This window comes from Arundinibacter roseus, from assembly GCF_004348825.1.
Classification (GTDB): Bacteria; Bacteroidota; Bacteroidia; order Cytophagales; family Spirosomataceae; genus Arundinibacter; species Arundinibacter roseus.
Map to the genome: position 1 here is coordinate 134,770 of NZ_SMJU01000002.1, position 24,407 is coordinate 159,176.

Below are 24,407 nucleotides of genomic sequence, written 5' to 3' on the forward strand. Positions count from 1 at the left end.
AGGAAAGCTGAGTAATTTTTTATCTACACAAGCAGAGAGGTATTGGTGGTTTTTGCAGCCCGTCGGGCCGGTATAAATGAAACCTTAATTGTTATCAAAATAATAATCAGAGTGGTTACCAATAAATCTTTCCACACAAGTTTTACGGGATAGGCATCAATCAATGAACTAACGGTTCCCATGGAAACGAATCCGTACTTTTGCTGCAACCAGCAAATGACAATGCCCAACCCTAAACCCAGCGTGGAGCCGGAAAGCGCAACGATACCACCGATTGTCAGAAAAATCTGTCTGACCTGCGAAGCCGTAGCGCCCATCGCATAAAGCATTCGGATGTCTTCCTTTTTTTCAATGGCCAGCATACTCAACGAAAAGAAAATGTTGATGGCAGCCACCAGAATAATGAACGACAAAGTGACAGTAACGAAAAGTTTTTCTACGCGAATGGCGCGCAGCAAATCGGCGTTCAGTTCATCACGGTTTTGCACGACGAGCGTGGGGCCCAACAACCGGGTAAGGGCCTGCTGTACCCGATTGGCAGAAGCAGTAGGAGCAATCTGAATTTCCAGAGCTGTGCGTTCGTTGCCATATTGCAAAAGCGGGGCAACCACCGACAAGGGCGCCAACACAAAATCATCGTAGCGGCTTTCAATAAAAAAAGTGCCGCCGGGACGGATCGAAGCCTGATTAAAGGCTTCGGAGGACGTAAGATTCAGCGTTCGGCGGTCGTTGCGGGGGTACCACAATTCGAGCGGAACCAACAGGTCATTCATTGAGATCAACAGGGCATTCCGAACACCCTCCGAAATAACGGCGTAGGGCGTGCCATTTTCGCCAAGCAGCTGAAGACGGCCTTCGATCATAGCGGTGTCGAGTTGTCCGCGTTGTTCAAAAGTACTGTCCACGCCTTTCAGCCTGACCACCATTTGGTTGTCGCGGTAGCGGGCCAAAGCATTGTCTTCGATTACCTGCGTGACGGTAGAAATGCCTTCAATCGTCTGAATTTGCCTGACCAGAGAATCCGACACGGCAAACCGCCGTCCCTCGCGGGGCGTGATTTTGATGTCGGCATCGAAGGTTTTGAAAATTTGGCGGTTGAGTTCCTCCATGCCATTAAAGACCGACAGCACCACGACCATCGCCATAGTGCCTACGCCCACGCCCAACATCGCAATAAGAGCAATGATGCTGATAAAGCTACGTTTGTTGTGCGAAATGAAGTAACGGCTTGCGATCCGAAAAGGTAAATTCATGTTCCTCTAACGAATGGCTTACCTGGTTTCGTCTTCTTCGGTTTCGTCGGCAGGCGGGATCACCAAATCTGCGAAAAGCGCATCCATTTTGGCGGCATATTCAGCGGTGTCGTCAAGATAAAATTGCAGCTCGGGAACAATCCGTAACTGATGCCGAACGCGTTCAGCCAATTTCTGACGAATAAAGCGGGTATTTTCTTCGACCGCTTCGTGTAGTATTTTTTTATTTTTATCAGGTAAAAAACTGAGATACGCGCGGGCAATTCCCAGGTCAGGCGTCATCCGAACGGCCGTGACCGTCACAAACGCTCCATTGATAATGTGCCGGGCTTCGCGTTGAAATATCTCTCCCAGGTCTTTCTGGATTTGGCGGCCTACTTTTTGTTGTCTTTTTGATTCCATGCTACTTTCTTTTCAAAGAAAATGAACCTTGTACTTTTCAAGCGAAAGTGTCACGATTCTATTTTCTCTTCCCCTAATCGGGATGATTCATACAAATATCCGTACTTATTTTGTTTTTGTGGAAAAGGGCAATGTAATTTCGTAAAACTATTTGCCTTTACCAGTTAACCTTCATTTGCTTTGCTGAGTTTCTTTCGAGTCAATGCCACCTATCAGAATATCAGCCTTGTGCTATTTTTTGTGCTCCTTCGTTTACCATTTCTATGGAACGAAGTGCCGCTGCTTATTCCAGAACTGAGCTGGATGCTGGTAGGCGAGCAAATGAACCGGGGCTTCATGCTCTACCGCGATATTTGGGACAATATGAGCCCTTTTTCCGGGTTGGTTTACTGGTTGATCGACTCGCTGTTTGGCCGCTCGCAGGTAGTATTTCAGGCAGTTGCGGCTGGGTTGTCCATTTTTCAAATCCTGTATTTCAACTACGTATGTCTGTCACGCGATGTGTTTTCGGAGCGCACCTACATTCCCGGAATGATCTACGCGTTGTTTCTAAATCTTTCTTTTGACCTCGCCACGCTTTCGCCAATGCTCATGGCGTCTACATTTTTGCTGCTGGCGTGGGGAGCCTTGATCAAAATTCTGGAACGGCGGCAGGTTACCAACGAAATTTTTGAGCTTGGTATTTATATCGGAATCGCCACCTTGTTTTATCTGCCCGCCGCTCTTTTTATGGTTTGGGCGTTTGTGTCGCTGCTTTTTTACACAGGTGCCACGCTTCGGCAGCACGTCATGGGCTTTTTTGGGTCTATATTTCCGTTGCTAATGGTCGTGCTGTTTTTTTACCTCAACGACGGAGTCGAAAGTTTAAACCGCAACCTGCTCACCTCTGTTTTTCAGGTTCGTCAATACGATCTTAATGATTTTTCATCGCTGATTATTTCTCTTCTTTTACCACTGTTATTGGGCGGACTGGGATTTTTCAGGATGCTGACAAGTTCAAGGCTTGTGACGTATCAGTCTCGTATTCAGCAGAGTATGGCCGCATGGTTCATCGTGGCAGTGCTCATGATCCCGCTCATGCCGTATCTGGCTCCCATGCAGTTTATTGTTTTTGTACCAGTCGCCGCTTTTTTTGCGACCTATTATTTTCAAAGTTATAAAAAGCGCTGGCTGGCTGAGCTCTTGTTTTTATTTGTGTTGGGCGGCATCACACTCATTCAGTATCAGGGTTTGCTGGCGCTTGATCCTTACCTGACCCTGGGCCGCCTGGAAAACCTGCGAGCCAAAGCCGCCGCACTTCCTCCCGAAATTAGTCAGAAAAGGATTTTGGTGATTGGGGAAGATAAAGGAGAATACCTCAATAATTTTACCGCCACTCCGTACCTCAACTGGGATTTGGCACGCTATGACCTCGAAAATCTGGATAATTTTGATAGCGTGATTCACATCTATGACAACTTTCGGCAGGATCCTCCGGACTATATTATTGACAAAAAGAATATAATGCCCCGGCTTTTTGCCAGGGTTCCGGCCTTAAAGAAACGCTATAAACTCAGCCGCTGGAAAGGTATTTATGAAAAAATTGGCTAGTTCAGCAGGCAATTTTACTTACACGTGTCTGATGTCGTCCGCCTTCAAAATCGGTCGTTAAGAACGTCTTTACGCAGTCAATAGCCGTTGCGAGTTCAATAAAACGGACCGGCAAACAGATGATGTTGGCGTTGTTGTGTTGTCTTGACAATTCGGCCAAAACCGCCTGCCATACCAACGCCGCCCGAATGCCCTGATGCTTGTTGGCCGTGATACACACCCCCTGACCACTGCCGCAAAGCAATACGCCCAATTCGAATTCGCCGGATTCAACGGCCAATGAAACCGGATGCGCAAAGTCTGGATAATCGGCTGAATCAGCGCTATGTGTGCCAAAATCTTTTACTTCGTAGCCATTTTCCCGAAGCCACGCGACGATCGGTTCTTTGTAGGGAAACCCGGCATGATCTGCTCCGATTGCAATTTTTCTCATTGTTTTTTTGTTAAGTACTACTGCCCTGATAACAACAACCGGGCGATTATCGTTAGTATTGTCCCTTCTGAGGGTAACATCCGCAAAGGTAATAGCTAACATTTTAGTACTCCTAAATTTATTACAAGATGAGAGAAGATATAAAACAAAATCTGGAAGCAGAAGCACTGGATATTTCCTTAATAAACCCGGCAATGCCGGAAGACGACGCCCGCATCAAAGAGGCTTTTCAGGATCGTGACTGGAACGAAATCAAAAGTGCTGATTCGTGGGTGATTTTTAAAGTGATGGCGGAGTTTGTAGAAGGCTTTGATAAACTGGCCAAAATCGGTCCCTGCGTGTCTATTTTTGGTTCGGCACGCACCAAAGCAGATAATCCGTACTACCTGATTGCGGAGGAAATTGCCGCAAAACTCGTCCGTCATGGCTATGGCGTCATCACGGGCGGCGGGCCGGGAATCATGGAAGCGGGAAACAAAGGCGCCTACGATCAGGGCGGCAAGTCGGTGGGTCTGAATATCAAACTGCCTTTTGAGCAGCACAGCAACATCTATATTGATCCCGACAAAAACATCAACTTTGATTTCTTTTTTGTTCGTAAAGTAATGTTCGTAAAATATTCGCAGGGCTTCATTGTCCTCCCCGGCGGTTTCGGAACGCTTGACGAACTTTTTGAAGCACTCACCCTGATTCAGACCAAAAAAATTGGCCGTTTCCCGATCATACTCGTAGGCCGTACGTATTGGTCAGGTTTGATGGACTGGATCAAAAGTACCATGATGGAGGGTGAGAATAACATCAATCCCGAAGACCTCAAATTGTTCAGTATTGTCGATACGCCTGATGAAGCCGTGCGGGTTATTGATGAGTTTTACTCTAAATACCTGCTGAAACCAAATTTTTAATTCAGGTAAGAGTTTATTGAATTAAGTAGAAATTCCCCTCACTCCGCTGGGGATTTTTTTTGTCCTAAAACGAAAGGTAAGGCGCAATCTTACGCAGTGTGTTTTCATCCAAAATATGAATCGCTTTCATGGATTCAGGCGATGCAAAGGGGCCGTGCTGCTCACGGTAGCGCACAATAACTTCACAAAGTTTACGATTGCGCAGGTATGGATGACGCGCCAATTCGGCGGCGCTTGCCTTATTAATCGGGATCTGCCTTGGCGGACTGACCACGCGGGCAAGGCGACGAAGTTCGGAAAGAGAAAGAGAGTCCATACCATATAGTTCAGAATATTGAGAAGTTGCATGAAATCCGCCCAAAGCATCCCGGAATTTTATGATTCGAGCGGCTCGTGTAGGGCCAATTCCTTTCAGCTGAGAGAGTTGAGCTGTATCTGCCTGATTAATATCGAACGGAATCAGATTTCCTTTCTTTTTGACAAATGCAGGTTCTGCCTTTGGTTCTGAACGAACCTCGCCTTCGCTTGAAGAGCCAAAAGTGCTCAAATCTATTTCCGAAGTAGGAATGCTGATGTAGGGTTTCAGTTGCGAATACAGCGCAGGAGGGAAATCATAGATACGCTGTACATCTTCCGGACGCTTGAATTTCCCGCCTTTTTTGCGATAGTTGTCCATCCGTAACGCCAGAAATCGCGGAATTCCCAAGTCCATCAAAGCTTCAACTGATGCCTGATTTGGGTCAAAAAATGTAAGATGAATTGCTTTTTCCGGTGAATTGGAATTGGGTTGGCTGACTCCATAGGATTTGCCTTTGGCTGCCATAGGTTCAGGCAGCAAGGCCGCGGCGCTGTCGAGGCTCTGAATAGAAAAAGGAACTGACGCATCCTGAAAACGGGCAAGGATCAGGTGCTTGACTCCCAACGGCAGCAGTAAACAAAACATACTGACGACGATCAGCAAGAGCGCACCACGGGATTCTTTGGGAGAAATGCCGAAAAAATCTTCCAGCAGGAGGAGAACTTTACGTACCATAAAAGGAGGGGTAAGGCCGGGGAATAAATCAGAACCTTTGTAACGATGTATAAAAATACTTCACAAAAATACGGGTTGCGGACAAATTGCCTAATTTTGCGACGGTTTTGGGCTCAAAAGGTTGCTCTGAACCCTCTTTTTTTTACTGATTACTAGAATTTTATACGTATGAGCCAGGATTCTGCTTCCTCCACCGCCCGTCCCGCTGTCGGTACATCCCTACAAGATATTATTGGCCACGCCAAAGAATACGGATTTGTGTTTCCTTCTTCCGAAATTTATGACGGCCTGCAAGCTGTGTATGACTACGGCCAAAATGGGGTTGAATTAAAAAATAACCTCAAAAATGCCTGGTGGAAAGCAATGACACAACTTCATGACTCGATTGTCGGAATTGATGCAGCCATTTTTATGCACCCCCTCACCTGGAAAGCCTCCGGGCACGTGGATGGGTTTAATGACCCGATGATCGATAACAAGGATTCCAAAAAGCGTTACCGGGCCGATCAGCTGCTGGAAGGGAAGGCTGAGCAATATGCCGCCGAAGGTAATCCCGAGCAGGGGCAGGCCCTCCTGACCGAAATGGGCCGGCTGCTGAGTGCCGAAGATTTGGCCGGCGTACGTGAGCTGATTATTGCCGAAGGAATCAAATGCCCCGTGTCGGGTACGGCCAATTGGACCGAAGTGCGGCAGTTTAACCTGATGTTTAGTACCCAAATCGGCTCTGTAGCCGAAGATGCCAACATGATTTATCTGCGGCCCGAAACGGCGCAGGGGATTTTTGTCAATTTTCTGAATGTTCAGAAAAGCGGACGCATGAAGGTTCCCTTCGGGATTGCTCAAATCGGCAAAGCATTCCGAAATGAAATTGTGGCCCGTCAGTTTATATTCCGTATGCGGGAATTTGAACAAATGGAAATGCAGTTTTTTGTACGCCCCGGTACCGAAATGACCTGGTACGAGGCCTGGAAAGAAACCCGCATGAAGTTCCATAAATCGATTGGCCTGCCGGCTGAAAAACTCAAATATCACGATCACGACAAACTGGCGCATTATGCCAATGCCGCCGTTGATATTGAATACGAGTTTCCGTTTGGGTTTAGAGAAATTGAAGGAATTCACTCACGCACGGATTTTGACCTGCGCAATCATCAGGAACTTTCCAAAAAGAAACAGCAATACTTTGACGCAGATCTTGACGAAAACGGCAAGCCTTATGGCAATTACATTCCGTACGTCGTAGAAACTTCCGTAGGTGCTGACCGTTTGTTTCTGGCAGCGTTCTGCAATGCCTACACCCGCGAAACTACCGGCGAGGGTGATTCGCTGAAAGAACGTACGTATCTGAAACTGCATCCGGCTTTGGCGCCTTTCAAAGCCGCTGTGTTGCCTTTGGTCAAAAAGGATGGACTAGCTGAAAAAGCGCAGGCAATTGCAGCTTCACTCAAATCTTCGTTCCGTACGGTATACGATGATGGTGCGGCGATCGGAAAACGCTATACCCGACAGGATTTGATCGGAACGCCGTTCTGTATTGCGGTAGATTACCAAACGATGGAGGACGATACGGTCACGATTCGGTACCGCGATACGATGGAACAGGAGCGGGTTTCGATTAGTGAATTAAAGGAAAAAATTGGTTACGCAGTTTCGGTAGAACGAATTCTGGAAGCGATCTAAAAGACGCCCAAATTTACTACTTTCCTTTACTGGTGGTTAGACAAAAACAGAACGTTGTTTTTGTCTAATCACCATTTTTTTGTAAAAACAGGTTCATTTTTAAACCTGTAAATCGGATTTTTATAAAAAAATTTAAGAATTAACTAAAATTTTTAAGATAGATTATAACCATATTTTATTCTGAAAAAGTGCCTCTTTGTAGTATTATATTATCACTTATTTATAAATAATAACACAAAGAATTGCATATTTTCCATTATTGCGTAATAATATTTTGTTGAAAATTTAATTTGTGCTTTTTTTAGAACTTCAAAACTGGAAGATGCCAAAGCACGAACTGCTACGGAGCAAAATTCAGCCAATCAATTTCATTTTAACTTAACCAATCCTTCTTACTAACATGAAAAGAGTAGAAGCAATTATTCGAAAAACCAAGTTTACCGAAATGCAGGCCGCTCTGCACGAGGCTGGTATTGACTTTATGAGTTATTGGGAGGTTCGTGGCGTTGGAAAAGCAGTGGAAGAAAGATCCTACCGGGGCATCGTGTACGATACAAGTATCATTGAGCGAATTATGGTTACATTTTATTGCCAGGATCAATTCCTCGATCCTGCGATTAAGGCTATTCTTTCATCTGCAAAAACCGGAGAAATTGGTGATGGAAAAATCTTCGTGTCGGATGTCGAAAGAGCAATCAAGATTCGGAATGGCGAAGAAGGCACCGACGCCCTCAACTAATTTATCAATACGTTTCACCTCTCACTAATCTCTATCAAAAGAATACACTATGGAAGAGCTTTCTACAACAGTAAGTGACCTGGCGATGTCGGTCGACAATATATGGGTTTTGATTGCCACCTGCCTGGTTATGTTTATGCAGGCTGGATTTGCGTTGGTGGAAGTGGGTTTTACCCGCGCTAAAAATGCCGCCAATATTTTGATGAAAAATTTGATGGACTTTGCCATTGGCTCGCTTGCCTTTTGGTTTATAGGATACAGCATCATGTTTGGCGAAGATATTGCAGGATTTATGGGTCAAATCACCCTTTTCTTCGGTCCTGACGAGGTAGATGGTCTGCCTCAAATTACGAAACTGATGTTTCAAACGGTTTTTGCCGCTACGGCCGCAACGATCGTTTCGGGAGCAATGGCCGAGCGTACCCGCTTTGGTGCGTATTTGATTTACAGCCTTGTGATTACGCTGGTTATCTATCCGATCTCCGGTCACTGGACGTGGGGCGGCGGCTGGCTTTCTGAGCTAGGGTTTATTGATTTTGCCGGTTCTACCGTTGTTCACTCCGTTGGCGGCTGGGCGGCTTTGATTGGTGCAGCTCTGCTTGGCCCACGGGTAGGCAAGTACGTCAACGGACAGGCAAAAGCTATTCCGGGACACAACCTCGTTTTGGGTGCTTTGGGGGTGTTTATTCTTTGGTTGGGTTGGTTTGGATTTAACCCCGGCTCTCAATTGGCAGCAGCCGGAAAAGACAACGCAATTGCTATTTCACACATTTTTGCAACCACCAACCTGGCCGCTGCCGCAGGGGCAGTAGCTTCCATGATTATTTCCTGGATGCGTTACAAGCGTCCATCTCTGAGCATTACGCTCAACGGAGCACTGGCAGGACTCGTTGGTATCACGGCGGGTTGTGCCGCGGTTTCTTTGGGAAGTGCCGCAATTATTGGAGCAATCTCCGGTGTAGCCTTGGTTTTCTCTCTTGAATTTATTGAAAACAAACTCAAAATTGATGATCCCGTGGGTGCAATCTCGGTGCATGGCGTATGCGGTGCGTTGGGTACCTTGCTGGTCGGTGTTTTTGCGACCGAAGGCGGACTTCTCAATGGCGGCGGTTTTGCGCAGTTGGGTGTTCAGGCAATTGGCGTATTCTCTACCATGGGATGGGTAGTTGCTACCTCGTTCATTCTGTTTTTTGCAATCAAGAAGACCGTCGGTCTACGCGAATCGAAGCGGGTGGAAGAAGAAGGATTGGATATTTACGAGCACGGCGAGTCGGTTTACAATTCAATCTAATGTTTGATTGAGTAAAGCACTTTACTCACGTTTGAAAACTTGCGAGGGCTTTTGGAAACCGTTTCCAAAAGCCCTTTTTTAGTGAAGTGCATTTCCAATAAGTTATCTGCTTTGTTTTACTAAAAAATCATTCTTTGTAAAACACCCGGCGGACACGTTCACTAACACCCGTAAGCAGCTCGTACGGAATGGTTTTTATTCGAGCGGCCAGTTCGGTAATAGGAACTTCCCTGCCAAAAACAATAACTTCGTCGCCTTCTTCGGCGGGTGCATGCGTCACATCAATCATGGTCATATCCATGCAAATGTTGCCAACCGTAGGGCATAAAACACCATTGACACTTACCAATCCCACGCCATTCCCGAACCGTCGATCATAGCCATCCGCATAGCCCAAAGCCAGCGTAGCAATGCTCGCCTCCTGAAACAATTGCCCCCGCCGCCCGTACCCAACGGTATCTCCGGCTTTTACGTGTTTAATCTGAGAAATTGTTGTTTTAAGCGTACCGACTGTTTGTAAAAACCGTTGCTCCATGCGCGTCGCCTCCACGCCGTAGAGGCCGATGCCGATGCGGACCATGTCGAGGCGGTATTCGGGAAAACGGACAATGCCGGCAGAATTAAGAATGTGTTTGAGCGTTTGGTAGCCAAGTACCTGTTCAATCTGATGGGCGCTATGGATAAATCGCTCGTATTGCAGGCGCGAAAATGGCGTGTGTTCGCCTTCGTCAGCCCCGACCAAATGGCTAAAAACACTGTTTACCCGCAACTCAGGGTGTTCATGGAGTTGTTGCAACAGCCACGGAAGCTCAGCTTCCGGGAATCCCAGCCGGTGCATGCCCGTATCGATTTTCAGGTGAACTCCCGGCCCGTGGCCAGCATTTGAGCGGGCATGTATGTACTGAATCCATTCGGTTAGTATTTTTTTACTAAATAACTCAGGTTCAAGCGTGTATTCCCACAATACATCGAAAGCAGATGGCGAGGGATTCATGACCATGATTGGTACTTCAATGCCACTTTGCCGCAAAGCAACGCCTTCGTCTGCGTAGGCGACGGCCAGATAATCGACCCGGTTGAATTGCAGCAAACGTGCTACTTCTACACTACCACTGCCATACGCAAAAGCCTTCACCATCACCATCAGGCGGGTGTTGGCACCCACTTTGTTGCGGTAGTAGTTGAGGTTATGCGTGAGCGCATCCAAATTAATTTCGAGCACAGTACCATGCGCTTTCTGTTGCAGCCGGTGTACGATTTTCTCAAAAGAAAAGGAACGCGCACCTTTGACAAGTACCACGCTATTGCTGAGAAGCGGCAACGAGAATTGATTCAGAAAGTGCCCGGTATCCGAAAAAAAGTACGACTTTACCTCCGTAAACAGGGAGCGGTGACGGGTTATTTCGGGGCCAATGCCAACCAGTATATCCATTTTTTTTTCATGAATCAGCGCAGCAATTGATGCGTAAAGTTCTTCCGCTGGCTGCCCCGACTGCAACACATCCGAAAGTATAACCGCCCGCATGCCGCGATTTTCTTGTTGGCTCAAAAAATTTAGAGCAATGGTAAGGCCTTGTAAATCATTGTTGTAGGTGTCATCTATGACTTGGCAATTATGAATGCCTTCTTTGATTTGCAACCGCATGGAAACCGGCAGGATTTTGGCGAGACGTTCCTGAATGATCTGCGGAGAAAGGCCGTGGTCGAGCAAAAAAACCAGGCAATGCGTAAGATTTTCGAGCGTTGCCTCATTTCGATAGCTTGTTTCAAACTGATGGTTTCCCAGACTTCCTGAAAGCTGTATGAGCGTCCGGGTGTCTTCACTAAGCCACTGTACCTGAATATCCGCGTGGCTCTGCGTACTCCACGCCAGCAGCTGCATGGCAGGATTGACGGGCCGCAGAATAAGGCTAATTTCCTGATCTATTTCCTGAAAATCTTTTCGATAAATCAGTTTTTTGACTTTGGTGAAAAGCCGGAGTTTCTCCGTAATTTTTTGTTTTCTACTCCGAAATCCTTCGTCATGTGCCGGGCCAATGTTAGTAAAAATACCGACGGTTGGCGCTATGATTGGCTGCAAATGTTCCATCTCGTGCGGACGCGAAAGACCCGCTTCAAACAATGCCACGGTGTGCGTCTCGTTCATGTTCCAGACCGACAACGGCACACCGATTTGTGAATTATAGCTTTTGGGACTAGCTACCACGCGGTCGGGATTGGCCAAAAACTGCGCCAGCCACTCTTTCACGATTGTTTTGCCATTACTGCCCGTAATCCCAACCACCGGAATGCTAAACTTTTGGCGGTGCTGAGCGGCTACAAATTGCAGTGCCCGAAGGCTGTTGGCCACCACCCATACCGTGGCGTCGGTCCAGGCGTTGAGCTGAGCGGTAAGCGAAGGTGTCAGCGCTGCTTTTTCGACCACAAATTCACGGCCACCCTGTGCGTACACATCGGTCAGAAAGCGGTGCCCGTCGTGGTGTTCGCCCCGAAGAGCAAAAAACAAACTCTTGTCAGCAAAGGTGAGCTGACGGCTGTCGGTAAGTAAATAGTGCGCTTCCGTGCGAATTTCGGAAACGGGAATTTCGATTAAACTCATGAAATAAAAATTGGCATTTGGCAAAGGTAAACAAGTTTTCCGGGCAGTTTATAACCACTTTTTCCAACGAAAGTAAACGATCATTCCAAAGGTAATCAGCACCATAATGCCCCAGGTGGCATAGTAGCCGTTGGGGTTTTCCAGCTCGGGCATGTACCGAAAATTCATGCCATAGACGCCTACAATGAAGGTAAGTGGCATAAAAATAGCGGAGAAAATTGTCAACGTTTTCATGACCGAGTTCATCCGGTTGCTCACTGCTGAGAGTTGCACTTCTACCAAACTCGCCACCAATTCGCGGTAGGTGTCAAGGTTGTCTACCAGCTGAATGGTATGATCCAGGATGTCGCGGAAGTATGGAAAAACCCGTTTGGATACCAAAGGTGCATCGGGTCTGATGAGCGTGGAAACCATTTCGCGCAGGGGCCAAATGTATTTTCTGATAAAAGTTACTTCTCTTTTAAGTGTATACAGCGCTTCAAGTGAACCGGAAATTTTGTTCCCAATTACGGTGTCTTCCATGTCTTCCAGCTGATCGCCCAGTCGTTCGAGGGTTATAAAGTAGTGGTCAACGATTACGTCCATCAGGGCGTATAGCAGATAGTCGGCCCCGTGACGGCGGGTTTTTCCAACGGAGGCTTTGAGCCGCTCAATGACCGGTAAAAAAATATCACCGGAATGCTCTTCCTGAAAAGAAATCAGATAATCTCTTCCCAAAATCAGGGAAATATGCTCACCCCAGGCAGATTTTTGCGCGTCCTCATGCCCATGAATCATTTTGAGCGTGACGTACAAATGTCCGTCTTCGTAGGTTTCAATCTTTGGTTTTTGCAAGGTATTCATGACATCTTCCAGCAGCAGCGGATGCAGATGATACAGGCGTCCAAGGCTTTCGATTACATTGGATTCGTGAATTCCGGTAACGTTAAGCCAGGTTACATGTGGTTGCGCTCCTTCTACTTTGTGAATCGTACAGGCCTCCAAAGTGGAAGCAACCTCTTCCTGATAGAAAGATTCGTTGTACTCGATTCGCTTGATGAGCGTTTTGAAGTTGGTTTGCTCACCCACGTAGGTAAGCGTACCGGGAGAAGTCAGGAGCGTTTTACGCTGTTTGCGGTGATCGTTTTTTGGCATAAGGCAAAACCGGAATTAGTGAGTGTTCACAAACGGGGCAGTAAGTTCCGGCTTTAACCTTTTCAAAACCACACGTCCGGCTGTTTTTTTAATTTACCGGACGCGTGGCCTTACAATTTAATCATTGATATGATAGATCAATAAAGGAATATGTGTGTCAATGATCATCTTTTTAGTCAGGCTTGGATTGGTAAAAAATCCTTCAAGAAAGCCTCGTTCACGAGCGGCCATTACCAGCAAATCAGCCTTTATTTCATCGCAATAATTTTCTATTCCCTGAATTACGGAATCAGAATTTCTAGTTACAAAATCATCTTCCGTCAACGGAAATTCGGCCATGATTTGTGACTTGTACTGATCGTCCGATTGAATATCGGGCTGCGCATCCGAGTTTATTTTCAAAAACGTAACCCGTCCACCAAGCGACTTAAATAAAGGCAAGGCTTTCCGTAAAATATCATTTTCATCGTACTCCAATTGAGTGGCATACACGATTTCGTGAAATGTTTTGGGCGTAGCCTGCGGCGGAATAATAAGCACCGGACACGGCGCATCAAGCCCGATGCGTGTGGCCGAACTGCCAATGAGTTTGTCCAGAAAACCGCCGGTACCGGTTCTGCCCAAAACCACAAGCGTGGGTTTGAATTGCTCAATTGCCTCAAATACAGCGGGATGAATTCCGCCAATCGTCCAGATTCCATCCGCCTGATAGCCCTGCTCTTCGGCCGCAGTAACGTACTGTTCCAGCCGCTCCCGAAAACTTTCTTCGAGGTCCGGCGAGAGTGGAATCATGCCCGCACCCGACGGAACCGTCAGGTCGGGAACGGGTGGTTGATACGCATGCAAAATCAGCAGCTGCGTAGTTTCCTTATCAGCCAGCAGTTTTGCCGCTGCCAGGGCGCGGTCAGCGTTGTCGGAAAAGTCTATGGGAACGAGTATTTTTTTCATAAATTTTGAGAGTGATAAATCAGCTACAAGGTAGCAAAAACTACCGGGGATTTGGATTATGAAATTGTGAAAAAAATCATCCCTGCACCTTGATTGTCGTCAGGATTCGGAAAGAATAGTGGGCCCTGTGAGCGCTATTTCGTATGAATTCTCCACAAAGTATTTCCCTCGTCGTCGGCTACCAGCAGTGCACCATCCTGCAAAACGGTTACGCCCACCGGACGGCCATATACCTCACGTTTTTCCCGATTGGCGATAAATCCGGTCAGAAAATCTTCGCTTTTTCCGGTAGGTTTTCCGTTAGCAAAAGGAACAAAAACCACCTTGTAACCTACCATGTCGGAGTGGTTCCAGGAACCGTGCTGTCCTATAAAAGCACCGTTGTGGTATTTGGCAGGAAACGCTTTCTGATCATAAAAAGCCAAACCCAATGAAGCCGTATGCGAGCCCAGTGGTACCTCGGGCACGATGGTTTTTTCTACCAGATCGGGGCGTTCTCCTTTGAGGCGCGGGTCTTCGTGGTTGCCAAAGTAAGCATAGGGCCAGCCATAAAACCCACCTTTTTTTACACTTGTGAGGTAATCGGGAACGAGTTCGTCGCCTAATTTATCGCGTTCATTCACGGCTGTCCAGAGCGTATTGGTGCCGGGTGCCCAGTCCATTCCGACAGGATTTCGCAGACCGCTTGCATAAATTTCTTCGCCCGATCCGTCCGGATTAATCACCAGCACATTGGCTCGTCTTTTTTCTTCGTCCATGCCGTGTTCGGCTACGTTGCTGGCAGAACCGACCGATATATAAATCTTGCTGCCATCGGCATTGGCCAGCAGGTTGCGTGTCCAGTGGTTATTATAGCCACCAGCGGGCAAATCCAGAATTTTTTCACCTTTGGATTCAAGTTTGCGTTGCCCTTCCTTATACGGATACCGCAGTACAGCATCGGTGTTGGCGATGTAGAAATAATTGTTTAGCACCAGCATTCCCAAAGGCTGATTGAGATCTTCTGCAAAAACCTCCCGTACGTCGGGTTTGCCATCGTTGTTGGTATCACGCAGGAGGGTAATCCGATCCGCACTTTTTTTGGTATTCGATTCAGCCACAAACAGATCGCCGTTGGGTGCCTGATAAATCCAGCGGGGATGATCCAGGTCTTTTGCAAACAGCGTGACGGTAAATCCGTCCGGGGCAGTAGGTTTCTGATTTTCTTCCCAGCCAATCGTTTTGCTTTCTTTTCGCACCGATTCGGTGGCGTAGGGAGGTGGTAACGTAAGAGAGGCTACTTCCGTCTGCACGTTTATGGAGTCCTGGGAAGCCGCCTCTTTCTTTTCTTTGGAGTCGCAGCTGAACAGAGTGGCAGAAAGTAGAATTGCTATGGTGTAGCGCCATTCAGGAAATTTTTTCATGGGTTCCATGGGTTTGGTTAGACATGATGAATCGTTTTAACGAAGGATTTTCGTTGTATCCGAATCCGAAAAAGAATAATGCCAGTACCTTGAAACCGGGTAAGAAAAACAAAAAAAAAGACGAACCGAAGTCCGCCTTTTGCACTAATTTTTTGAGGATTAATTTCAAAAATCTATTCTTTCGTAAACTCACCAACCCCTTTAATTTCTACCTCATCGCTAACCGTGGCGGACGAAGTGCCAACCCCGAAATCAATCCGATTGATGGTTCCGGTAACTTTGAAAGCTGCCATAGGTTTTTTAGTCCGGGGGTTTTCGCGGGTGCCCATCAGAGTCATGTCCATGGTGACGGGTTTTGTTACGCCGTGCATGGTAAGATCACCGGCGAGGCTGTATTTTTTGTCAGCAACTTTTTTTACAGACTTACTTTTAAAAGTCATCGTTGGGTGCGTGGCGGCATCAAAGAAGTCAGCACTTTTCAGGTGCGTATCGCGTCGTTCGTTGTCGGTATCAATGCTTGCAATGTCGGCAGTAAGTACGAGCGAAGCGTCCGAAAAATCTTCTTTGGCGGACGTTAACACGACATCAAAATTCTTAAAGTTGCCATCCACTTCTGATATCATCAGGTGAGTAACCGTGAAGCCCAGCTTGGAGTGCGATTTGTCCATTTTCCAGGTTTGGGCAAAAGCCCCGAACGAGCCCGCCAGCAAAGCGAGAGACAGGAGTGTTTTTTTCATGTTCATCATGGAGAAGCGTTTGGTTTTGGATTGAATTTATTTCCGCTGCAAATATCAAAAAATGGAGGCAATGGTTTTTATTTATTAGACCAATCAGGCAATCTACCCGATACTTTCAGTCGTTTTCAGTTTCAATGCCAGAGTTTCCCTGCACAAATCTGAGATTCCGTTTCAGTCCTTCGAGTTTTGTACGTTTGACGGGCGAGCGTCTGAAAATTTCTTTGAAAACGTCTTCCGTAATTTCTTCCCAATCTTTATTTGTAAAGGCTGCCAAAGCAGGAGAAAGAGCGAATTCGGGCGTAGTGTGCGGCTGGGAGAAACGATTCCAGGGACAAACGTCCTGGCAAATATCACAGCCAAAAATCCAGTTTTCAAATTTTCCCTGCACTTCTTTCGGAATCGCTTCTTTAAGTTCAATGGTAAAATAGCTGATGCATTTACTCCCATCAACCACATAAGGTTCCACAATTGCGTCGGTCGGGCAGGCGTCTATGCAGCGGGTGCAGGTGCCGCAATAGTCGGTCATTGGCCCATCTGCGGCAAGTTCAAGATCAAGGATGAGCTCGCCGATGAAGAAAAAACTACCCATCTGACGGTTGAGCAGATTGGAGTGTTTGCCAATCCAACCCAGGCCGCTACGGGCCGCCCACACTTTGTCCATGACCGGCGCGGAATCTACAAACGCACGTCCCTGAACCTCGCCAATCTCGGTATGTATAAAAGTCAGAAGTGATTTGAGCTTATCTTTTAGTACAAAATGGTAGTCAGTTCCGTAGGCATATTTTGATAGTTTATAGGCTTCCGAATCCTCAGAAAGTCGCTGTTCGGGATAGTAGTTAAGCAAAACCGAAACGACCGATTGCGCGCCTTCCATCAATTTTCGGGGGTCGAGCCGCTTGTCAAAATGATTGGCCATCCAGGCCATTTGTCCGTGCTGATTCTTGTTTAGCCACTTTTCGAGCCGCGGAGCTTCTGCTTCCAGAAACTGAGCGTTGGAAATCCCGCAAAAATCAAAGCCTAAGGCGGCTGCTTTTTCCTTAATTAAGATGGCGCGCTCTTGCGCTATTTTATCGGTTTGGGTCATAACTAAATGCAAAAAGATGTAGACTTCTACGCAAAAAAAATTGCGACAATCCCAGAGAATGGTAGTTTTGTGAAATACTTGACACCCACGGGACATGCAATCCTACGAGGCCCTTCGGATTCTGCTTGACGGAATGTTGTACATGATGGCTCTTTTTTCAGTAATGAGCTTTCTGCAACAACGGAAAGCGATTTACTGGCAATATGCCGTTTATATTGTCTGCATCACTTTTACCTTCAATCTGAACGATCAGGACTATCTGAAAGTCAACTACTTACCGGGCACCAACTTTCTGATTTCATTACTCGAATCGGTTGCGTTTGCAATGTACATCAGTTTTGCCATTCAGCTGATGAATATTCAGGAAAACGACCCGGTAAGCTACCGGATTCTGCGGTACATGATTTTGGTGCTGATCCTGGAAACTGTCGTTGACTGCTTTTTATTTTCCTTTGAGTTTAGCCCCGAAATCATCAGTGGCAGCTACACATTTTTCCGGTTTATCCTGGCGGGTACGGCATTGGTCGTCCTTCCCCGGATTTTCAGATTGCGGCAGGCGGTGGTTTCCTACTTCATCATCGGAACCTTTCTGTTCGTTATCGGATGCCTGCTTGCTTTGTGGATCAACTATATACCCGCAATTTTTACCCGATCTCCGGATAGTCCGTTCAGTTTTCCGATTACTTACATGGAATTGGGCGTAGTTGCCGAAGTACTTTGCTTTACGCTCGGGATGTCGCTTCAAAACCGGGAAAACGAATTGGAAAAAATAAAGGTACAGGGGCAGCTTATTGTACAACTTCGGGAAAATGATCAGAAACAACAGAAGTTGTTGAAAATCAGGGACGAAATTGCCCGCGATTTACACGATGAATTAGGCGCAGACCTGGCAAGTATCAGCATGATGTGCCACGCGGCTGAGCAGCAATTGACGCTTAACCCGGAATTGGCCCGAAAGTCGATTCGGCAAATGGGCGAAACCGCTCGTAAAGTGATTCGGGTGATGCGCGAAATCGTTTGGAGCCTTCATTCAGCGCACGATTCGGCCGGGCAATTTGTTCATCGCATACGCGAAACCGCACAAGGGTTGTTTGATCCCAATACGACTACGCTCCACTTTGACGTCGGGCTAACCGACGCCACGATTCCATCCGTGATGCGGCGGGATCTGTTCCTGATTTATAAAGAACTGCTGCATAATGCACTCCGGCATTCGTCGGCAGCGAACGTGTATATTTCCTTCGAAATTCGTGAGCAACAGATCTTTCTGAGCGTTCGGGACGATGGTCAGGGGTTTGATCCGGAAGTTGGCTACCACGGCAATGGACTGGCGAGCATTCGGCAGCGTGCCGCTTCGCTCAACGGTCATTTGGCAATTACGAGTCATGCGTCTCAGGGAACGCGCGCAACGCTGAATTGTCCTTTGCCTGCCTAAAAAGCAACAAAATAGTAGTTTCCGAACTGTGTCAATCTGGCAGAAAAAAAGTACTGGCAAGTTTCTTTTATAGGTTAAATATAAGAATATAAATTTATCTTGATCATTGTTTTATAACGTCTTGATTACTAGTAAAATAAAATAGATAAAACTTTACTTTTCACTGAAATATTTTACATTTTATATAGATTTTGACTGACTTATGGCAGAAAATACCGAACCACAGGAAGAATTGACACAGGAACCTTCTGTACAAACTGACAATTTGGAAAACGAGCAGGCCGAGGCGGTTGCAGCGGAAGAAGTTCCCGAAATGAGTGCCGAAGAACAATTGAAAATTGAATTGGCCGAGTTAAAAGATAAATACCTGCGTTTGTATGCGGACTTTGAAAATTTCCGCCGCCGGACCTCCAAAGAAAAACTCGAATTGCTGAGCTCCGCCAATGCCGAGCTGATGAAAACGGTGTTGCCCGTTGTAGATGATTTTGAGCGCGCGATGCAATCATTTGAACTAACGACCGAAGTGGAACCGCTGAAAGAAGGCGTACTGCTGATTTATAACAAATTTTATAAGGCGCTCGAATCCAAAGGATTAAAACCAATGGAGTCCAAAGGCGAAGTTTTTGATGCTGAACTTCACGAATCCATTACGCAGTTTCCGGCACCAAGTGAAGATTTGAAAGGGAAAGTGGTTGACGAAATTGAGAAAGGGTATTTCCTGAATGAAAAGGTAATTCGCTACGCAAAAGTTGTTGTGGGCGCCTGATCACGCTTCTGAACCACACCTACCAAAACAAACGATCACGAAAGATCATCACGGTTGATCATTTACATACATGGCACAAAAAAGAGATTACTACGAAGTACTGGGCGTGGATCGCAAAGCCCCGGCAGAGGAAATTAAGAAAGCCTACCGAAAGCTGGCAATTAAATTCCACCCCGATAAAAATCCGGACGATCCTACGTCGGAAGATAAGTTCAAGGAAGCTGCCGAGGCATATAGCATTCTGAGCGATGAAGACAAGCGTCGCCGCTACGATCAGTACGGGCATGCCGGTGTTGGCAATGGCTCTGCGGGTGCTGGCGCAGGCGGGTTTGGCGGCGGCTTCTCGATGGAAGATATTTTCTCCCAATTTGGCGATATTTTTGGCGATAGCAGTCCCTTCGGCGATGTGTTTGGCGGAGCTCGTGCGAGTGGTGGGCGACGCATGCGGAAAGGTTCTGACCTTCGTATCAAGCTTAAACTTGACCTGAACGAAATTGCCAATGGTGTTGAGAAAAAAATTAAGGTTAAGCGCCACGTAGCCTGTACGACCTGTACGGGCAGCGGGGCCAAAAACGGCACGGCTCTTTCAACCTGTACAAGCTGTAACGGTTCGGGGCAGGTGCGGAAGGTAGTCAATACGATGCTGGGCCAAATGGTGTCGAGCAGCACGTGTCCGACCTGTAATGGCGATGGAAAAATAGTTACTGAGCGCTGCGATGTATGCGCGGGAGAAGGTCGCCTGATGCAGGATGATCTTATCACGCTCAATATTCCGGGAGGTGTAGGCGAAGGCATGCAGCTTTCGATGTCGGGCAAGGGCAATGTTCCTCAGCGCGGTGGTGTAGCCGGAGACCTGCTGATTGTGATTGAGGAGGAAGAAGATGACCTGCTCAAAAGAGACGGCAACAACGTGGTGTTTGATATGCACCTGAGTTTTATTGATGCAGCGTTGGGTACTTCTATGGAAATTCCGACGATCGACGGCAAGGCACGTATTACGGTAGAACCCGGTACACAGGCGGGCAAAATTCTGCGCCTGAAAGGTAAAGGAATCAAAGATCTGAATGGCTACGGCCGGGGGGATCAGCTCGTGCATGTAAATGTGTGGACCCCGCAGCAACTGTCTTCTGATGAACGCGCAACGCTCGAATCTTTGAGGCATTCGCCCAATTTCCAGCCAAAACCCGGCAAGAATGAAAAGGGTTTTTTTGATAAAATGAAAGATTTTTTCCATTGAGAAAATCCCGTATAGGTTGTTTTTAATTCTCGTTGGATTTTTACAACTACTAAAAAAGGGCCTTCGGTTTTATCCGAAAGGCCCTTTTTTGATACCCAAGATATTTAAGCAATACCTAAAAATCGACTACTACTGCTGCATCACGTTGAAACCGGCGATGTGTTTCTGAAATAGCGCATCGTATTTGGCAGCGGCTTCTTCTTTGCCTGATTCGCGGCAGGCGCTAACCACCGTTTGCAGAATGTACAGGTCAATGTTGTTGTCGCGCTGATTGGTCACTCCGTGCTCTTTGGCAAAATTCAGGTTTTCGTCCGAGCGCTTGGCCATCGTATCAGCAATGTCGAGGGCTTTTTTCTCCTCACCCAACTGGAAAAGCGGGCGGATGTAATTGGCCGAAATCTGATCGTACGGAATGCTTTTGTCGGGCATAACGGTCAGTACCTTGTTCAGAGCCAGTTTTGCCTTATCCATTTTTTGTTCGGCAATCAACTGACCCACAAGACGAAGGAATGCGATCCGGGCGGTGAAAACCGGCGAACCCAGGAACGTATTGTCGTAGTAGGTATTCGGATTGTCCAGCTCGCGCCAGGCCATTTTGGTCATCAGGTTGTTGTACATGACGTCCGAATTGACATATCCGTCTGAGGCATTGGGAACGTACACCGGCAACAAACGGTACGCATAACCTTCTACCTGCATGTACTCTTTGAGGTTCAGGTAGTTGGAGCCGGCAAGTGTCGAAGAAAAATAAATCGGACGTTTCCAGTTGTTAGTAGCGATGATGTCGAGCATGATCAAATCTGATTTATACAGATCATTCTTCCCGATGGTCCAGCTGATCGAATCGCGCAGGAAGGGAGCAATGTCGGGTTTCAGCAGATTCATTTTCTGAACACTCTCCACATCCACCGGCAAGAACAGCACCGACGAAGGCAGAATGGACGTCATATCTCCGCTTGTCAACGGCACCTGAATCGCCCGGTTTTCGGTTTTTACCAGTCCCAGATATTCTTTCAAATTGATTCCGTTTTTCACTCCCGGAATTTCGTAGAAAGGTACGATGTCATTTTTTCCGAAAATGTAATTATCATGTTCGAGTGAAATCGGCAGCGGCTCAGACTCGTAGGTTTTGCGCTTCATCTGATCAATGTACCAATCCGTACCCAACAGACTTAGGTTACAAACCCGTACATCCGTCCGGAAACCTTCTACTTCCTGAACGTACCAAAGCGGGAAGGTGTCATTATCTCCACCCGTGAACAAAATCGCATTTGGTGCGCAGGTATTCAGCAGGTTACGGGCAAAATCTACCGAGTGATAGCGGTTGCTGCGGTCGTGGTTGTCCCAGCCTTTGAAGCCCATCATCGCAGGAACGACCAGCCCCAGAGCCGTAGCGAGCCCGGCGCGTGCGGTGGCATTTTTGAGGATACCTGCTAGCCCATCGGCAATGGCGATGACACCAAAACCAATCCAGATGCAAAAAATGTAGAACGAACCTACGTAAATATAGTCTCGCTCGCGGGGTTCGGTAGGTGGGGAGTTGAGGTAAACCACAAGCGCCACGCCTGTCAGGAAAAAGAGTAGCCCAAGCACCAGCAAGTCGCGTCGCCGACGGAAATATTGAATCACGATTCCGATCAGACCCAGGATAAAGGGCAGCATATAATAGTTGTCGTGCGCTTTGTTATTGGCAACAATGGACGGAAAATCTTTGGAACCATCAAACGGTAGCAGGTTACCAGCGCCTTCTTCGTCGCTTTCACGTCCCACAAAATTCCACATGAAATAACGCCAGTACATATGCCCAATTTGGTAGCTGAACATAAACCCGAGGTTGTCGCCCATCGAAGGTTTCTGGCCTTCGGGAAGGCTTGTCATTTGGCGGTAAAGCTGCGGGTGGTTGCTCTGCGTGCTGTACATCCGGGGAAGCAGCATGTTGGCATTCGCTTCGTATTCGTATTCCGGGCGGTAGTCATAGACCACATACTTGCCGTTTTGTTTGCGGTACATAGGCTCACCTCGATTTTGCTTCACAGGACGCGACACAAACGTGGGACCATACAGCAGCGGTCGGCTACCGTACTGCTCGCGTTTGAGGTACGACACAAAGCTTAGAATGCCATCGGGGTTGTTTTCGTTGATAGGCGGGTTGTAATTGGCCCGTACCAACACCATGAGGTAGCAGGAGTAGCCAATCAATACAAAGGCCAACGATACAAGAGCAGTGTTGAGCGTTGCGTTTTGTTTCTGATGTGAGTAACGAATTCCGTATATCAACGCACCCAAAAACAGGATGATAAAGAAAATAGTACCGCTTGCGTAGGGAAGTCCGAGGGTGTTGACGAAGAAAATCTCAAATTTGCCGGCCATGCTGGGTAAACCCGGAATAATACCCGAATTAATAATCACCAAAACAACGCCACCGCCAATAAACGCCAGCAGACCACCCAGGAAGGTAATTTTGTTGAACTTTTTGTAGTAGTATACGAGCGCCAAACCCGGAATAGTCACAAGGTTGAGCAAGTGAACCCCAATGGAAAGACCCACGAGGTAAGCAATAAAAATCAGCCAGCGATTTTCGGCCGCCGGGTCCTGAATACGCTCCCATTTGAAAACGGCCCATATGACAATGGCAGTAAAAAACGACGACATACCGTAAACTTCCGCTTCCACGGCCGAAAACCAGAAGGAGTCGGACCAGGTGTAGGCCAAAGCACCGACCAATCCGGCGCCAATTAGCAGAATTGAATCAGCAATAGAAAGGTTTTCTTCTGATTTGCCAATCAGTTTCAGTCCCAGCAGAGTGATGGTCCAGAAAAGAAAAAGGATGGTAAAGGCGCTGCTCAGCACCGAAACCATGTTGACCCAATACGCTACCTGGGTGAGGTCGCCGAAGGCAAGCATGGAAAAAATCCGGCCAATCAAAAGGAAAAAGGGTGCGCCGGGTGGGTGAGGTACCTGCAGCTTAAAGGCACAGGCAATAAATTCGCCACAATCCCAGAAACTGGCCGTACGCTCAACGGTGAGGGCGTAGGTCAGAAATGCAATCGCAAATACAATCCAACCGGTGAGGTTGTTGAAGCGGTTGAAACGGGTCATTGGTAGGTGTTAATTTAGGATAAATAGTTGGAGCAAAACCTTCCGAACGCCAGACGTAGCAGACAGGTGCTCTTTGATATGGTGCCAAAATTAGTAAAATAACCCCAACGGCAAGTTTTTGAGGGTCTTAAAAAGTGTTAAAGCTGCCGATGAGTACTTCGGCCCTTTCGGAAAGAAGTGTATTTCAAGGAGTGAGGTTTGAATCTTCTTCTGCATCTACACAATTCTCCGGTGCATTTGAAAGCAAAAACTTTGCCGCTTTGGTGCGTTGGGGTGTGGGTAGGCCTGAGGGGACTCAGGCCACGGAAGTAGAGTATGAAAAGTTAACCAGAAAGATAAAATGAAAGCAACCGATAAAACTATAAGTGTGCTACGGGCAGAATATCTATCTGGTTATGTAGTACGGTTATATTTTGATGATGATACCGTGCAGGATGTAGATTTTACTGCACCTTTTGCACGGCTCAAAGGTTACTATTCCCGATTTAGAGAACTGGAAGAGTTTAAGAAATTTGAAATTGACAATGGAACCTTGGTTTGGGGGGAAAACTGGGATGTTATTTTTCCGGTATGCAACCTGTATAGGAATAAGTTCCCGATATAAATACAAAACAAGAAACAAAAAAGGCAAAACCACCC

The 24,407-nt window shown here is 47.0% G+C and carries 20 protein-coding genes; 9 read left to right on the forward strand and 11 right to left on the reverse strand.

Features of this window, described 5'->3' with window-relative positions; genetic code table 11:
• Positions 1–23: 23 nt before the first annotated feature.
• Both EZE20_RS03055 and rbfA read right to left on the reverse strand, forming a co-directional pair.
• Positions 24–1,253: an FtsX-like permease family protein gene (locus EZE20_RS03055; protein ID WP_132114386.1), complete on the reverse strand. Its 1,230-nt coding sequence runs from the start codon at positions 1,251–1,253 to the stop codon at positions 24–26.
• Between the two features lie 18 nt (positions 1,254–1,271).
• Positions 1,272–1,655 (reverse strand): 30S ribosome-binding factor RbfA, encoded by a 384-nt coding sequence (gene rbfA, locus EZE20_RS03060; RefSeq protein WP_132114388.1) that lies wholly within the window; start codon positions 1,653–1,655, stop codon positions 1,272–1,274.
• 180 nt (positions 1,656–1,835) lie between these two features.
• Between rbfA and EZE20_RS03065 the strand changes: the two genes are divergently transcribed.
• Complete coding sequence (locus tag EZE20_RS03065) at positions 1,836–3,245, forward strand: hypothetical protein (protein WP_132114390.1); 1,410 nt, start codon at positions 1,836–1,838, stop codon at positions 3,243–3,245.
• 1 nt (position 3,246) lies between these two features.
• On the opposite strand, the gene rpiB is transcribed toward EZE20_RS03065, so the two are convergent.
• The gene (gene rpiB / locus EZE20_RS03070; RefSeq protein ID WP_132114392.1) at positions 3,247–3,678 is read right to left on the reverse strand and encodes a ribose 5-phosphate isomerase B; all 432 of its coding nucleotides are present in this window, start codon (positions 3,676–3,678) and stop codon (positions 3,247–3,249) included.
• Positions 3,679–3,872: 194 nt separating this feature from the next.
• Here rpiB and EZE20_RS03075 point away from each other — a divergent pair, with 194 nt between their 5' ends.
• Entirely contained in the window at positions 3,873–4,583 is a 711-nt protein-coding gene (locus tag EZE20_RS03075) for an LOG family protein (protein ID WP_228713541.1), read from the forward strand.
• A 64-nt stretch (positions 4,584–4,647) separates the two neighbouring features.
• On the opposite strand, the gene EZE20_RS03080 is transcribed toward EZE20_RS03075, so the two are convergent.
• The gene (locus EZE20_RS03080) at positions 4,648–5,616 is read right to left on the reverse strand and encodes a ComEA family DNA-binding protein (protein WP_132114396.1); all 969 of its coding nucleotides are present in this window, start codon (positions 5,614–5,616) and stop codon (positions 4,648–4,650) included.
• 168 nt (positions 5,617–5,784) lie between these two features.
• Here EZE20_RS03080 and EZE20_RS03085 point away from each other — a divergent pair, with 168 nt between their 5' ends.
• The 3 genes from EZE20_RS03085 to EZE20_RS03095 all read left to right on the forward strand — a co-directional run bounded on the left by EZE20_RS03085 (position 5,785) and on the right by EZE20_RS03095 (position 9,326).
• Positions 5,785–7,296 (forward strand): glycine--tRNA ligase, encoded by a 1,512-nt coding sequence (locus tag EZE20_RS03085; RefSeq protein WP_132114398.1) that lies wholly within the window; start codon positions 5,785–5,787, stop codon positions 7,294–7,296.
• 400 nt (positions 7,297–7,696) lie between these two features.
• A complete protein-coding gene (locus tag EZE20_RS03090) occupies positions 7,697–8,035 on the forward strand; it encodes a P-II family nitrogen regulator (RefSeq protein WP_132114400.1) in 339 nt (112 codons plus the stop codon).
• 49 nt (positions 8,036–8,084) lie between these two features.
• Positions 8,085–9,326 (forward strand): ammonium transporter, encoded by a 1,242-nt coding sequence (locus tag EZE20_RS03095; protein WP_132114402.1) that lies wholly within the window; start codon positions 8,085–8,087, stop codon positions 9,324–9,326.
• Positions 9,327–9,453: 127 nt separating this feature from the next.
• Here EZE20_RS03095 and EZE20_RS03100 read toward each other — a convergent pair whose 3' ends face one another.
• From EZE20_RS03100 to queG, 6 genes are all read right to left on the reverse strand, one after another.
• Positions 9,454–11,925 carry a bifunctional UDP-N-acetylmuramoyl-tripeptide:D-alanyl-D-alanine ligase/alanine racemase gene (locus tag EZE20_RS03100; RefSeq protein WP_132114404.1) on the reverse strand — a complete coding sequence of 824 codons (2,472 nt, stop codon included), beginning with the start codon at positions 11,923–11,925 and terminating at the stop codon, positions 9,454–9,456.
• Between the two features lie 48 nt (positions 11,926–11,973).
• Positions 11,974–13,059, reverse strand: coding sequence for a magnesium/cobalt transporter CorA (gene corA, locus EZE20_RS03105; RefSeq protein ID WP_132114406.1), 1,086 nt, complete (start codon positions 13,057–13,059; stop codon positions 11,974–11,976).
• A gap of 117 nt (positions 13,060–13,176) precedes the next feature.
• On the reverse strand, positions 13,177–14,007 hold the full coding sequence (locus EZE20_RS03110; protein WP_132114408.1) for a universal stress protein: 831 nt from the start codon (positions 14,005–14,007) through the stop codon (positions 13,177–13,179).
• A 134-nt stretch (positions 14,008–14,141) separates the two neighbouring features.
• Complete coding sequence (locus EZE20_RS03115; RefSeq protein WP_132114410.1) at positions 14,142–15,410, reverse strand: PQQ-dependent sugar dehydrogenase; 1,269 nt, start codon at positions 15,408–15,410, stop codon at positions 14,142–14,144.
• A 173-nt stretch (positions 15,411–15,583) separates the two neighbouring features.
• Positions 15,584–16,147: a YceI family protein gene (locus EZE20_RS03120; protein WP_132114412.1), complete on the reverse strand. Its 564-nt coding sequence runs from the start codon at positions 16,145–16,147 to the stop codon at positions 15,584–15,586.
• A gap of 115 nt (positions 16,148–16,262) precedes the next feature.
• Positions 16,263–17,231 (reverse strand): tRNA epoxyqueuosine(34) reductase QueG, encoded by a 969-nt coding sequence (gene queG / locus EZE20_RS03125; RefSeq protein WP_132114414.1) that lies wholly within the window; start codon positions 17,229–17,231, stop codon positions 16,263–16,265.
• Positions 17,232–17,325: 94 nt separating this feature from the next.
• Between queG and EZE20_RS03130 the strand changes: the two genes are divergently transcribed.
• The 3 genes from EZE20_RS03130 to dnaJ all read left to right on the forward strand — a co-directional run bounded on the left by EZE20_RS03130 (position 17,326) and on the right by dnaJ (position 20,669).
• Positions 17,326–18,666 (forward strand): sensor histidine kinase, encoded by a 1,341-nt coding sequence (locus EZE20_RS03130; RefSeq protein ID WP_132114416.1) that lies wholly within the window; start codon positions 17,326–17,328, stop codon positions 18,664–18,666.
• Between the two features lie 202 nt (positions 18,667–18,868).
• On the forward strand, positions 18,869–19,432 hold the full coding sequence (locus EZE20_RS03135; RefSeq protein ID WP_132114418.1) for a nucleotide exchange factor GrpE: 564 nt from the start codon (positions 18,869–18,871) through the stop codon (positions 19,430–19,432).
• Between the two features lie 70 nt (positions 19,433–19,502).
• Complete coding sequence (gene dnaJ / locus EZE20_RS03140; RefSeq protein ID WP_132114420.1) at positions 19,503–20,669, forward strand: molecular chaperone DnaJ; 1,167 nt, start codon at positions 19,503–19,505, stop codon at positions 20,667–20,669.
• A 129-nt stretch (positions 20,670–20,798) separates the two neighbouring features.
• On the opposite strand, the gene EZE20_RS03145 is transcribed toward dnaJ, so the two are convergent.
• The gene (locus EZE20_RS03145) at positions 20,799–23,768 is read right to left on the reverse strand and encodes a glycosyltransferase family 117 protein (RefSeq protein WP_132114422.1); all 2,970 of its coding nucleotides are present in this window, start codon (positions 23,766–23,768) and stop codon (positions 20,799–20,801) included.
• Between the two features lie 340 nt (positions 23,769–24,108).
• Between EZE20_RS03145 and EZE20_RS03150 the strand changes: the two genes are divergently transcribed.
• Positions 24,109–24,372 carry a DUF2442 domain-containing protein gene (locus EZE20_RS03150; protein ID WP_132114424.1) on the forward strand — a complete coding sequence of 88 codons (264 nt, stop codon included), beginning with the start codon at positions 24,109–24,111 and terminating at the stop codon, positions 24,370–24,372.
• Positions 24,373–24,407 lie beyond the last annotated feature (35 nt).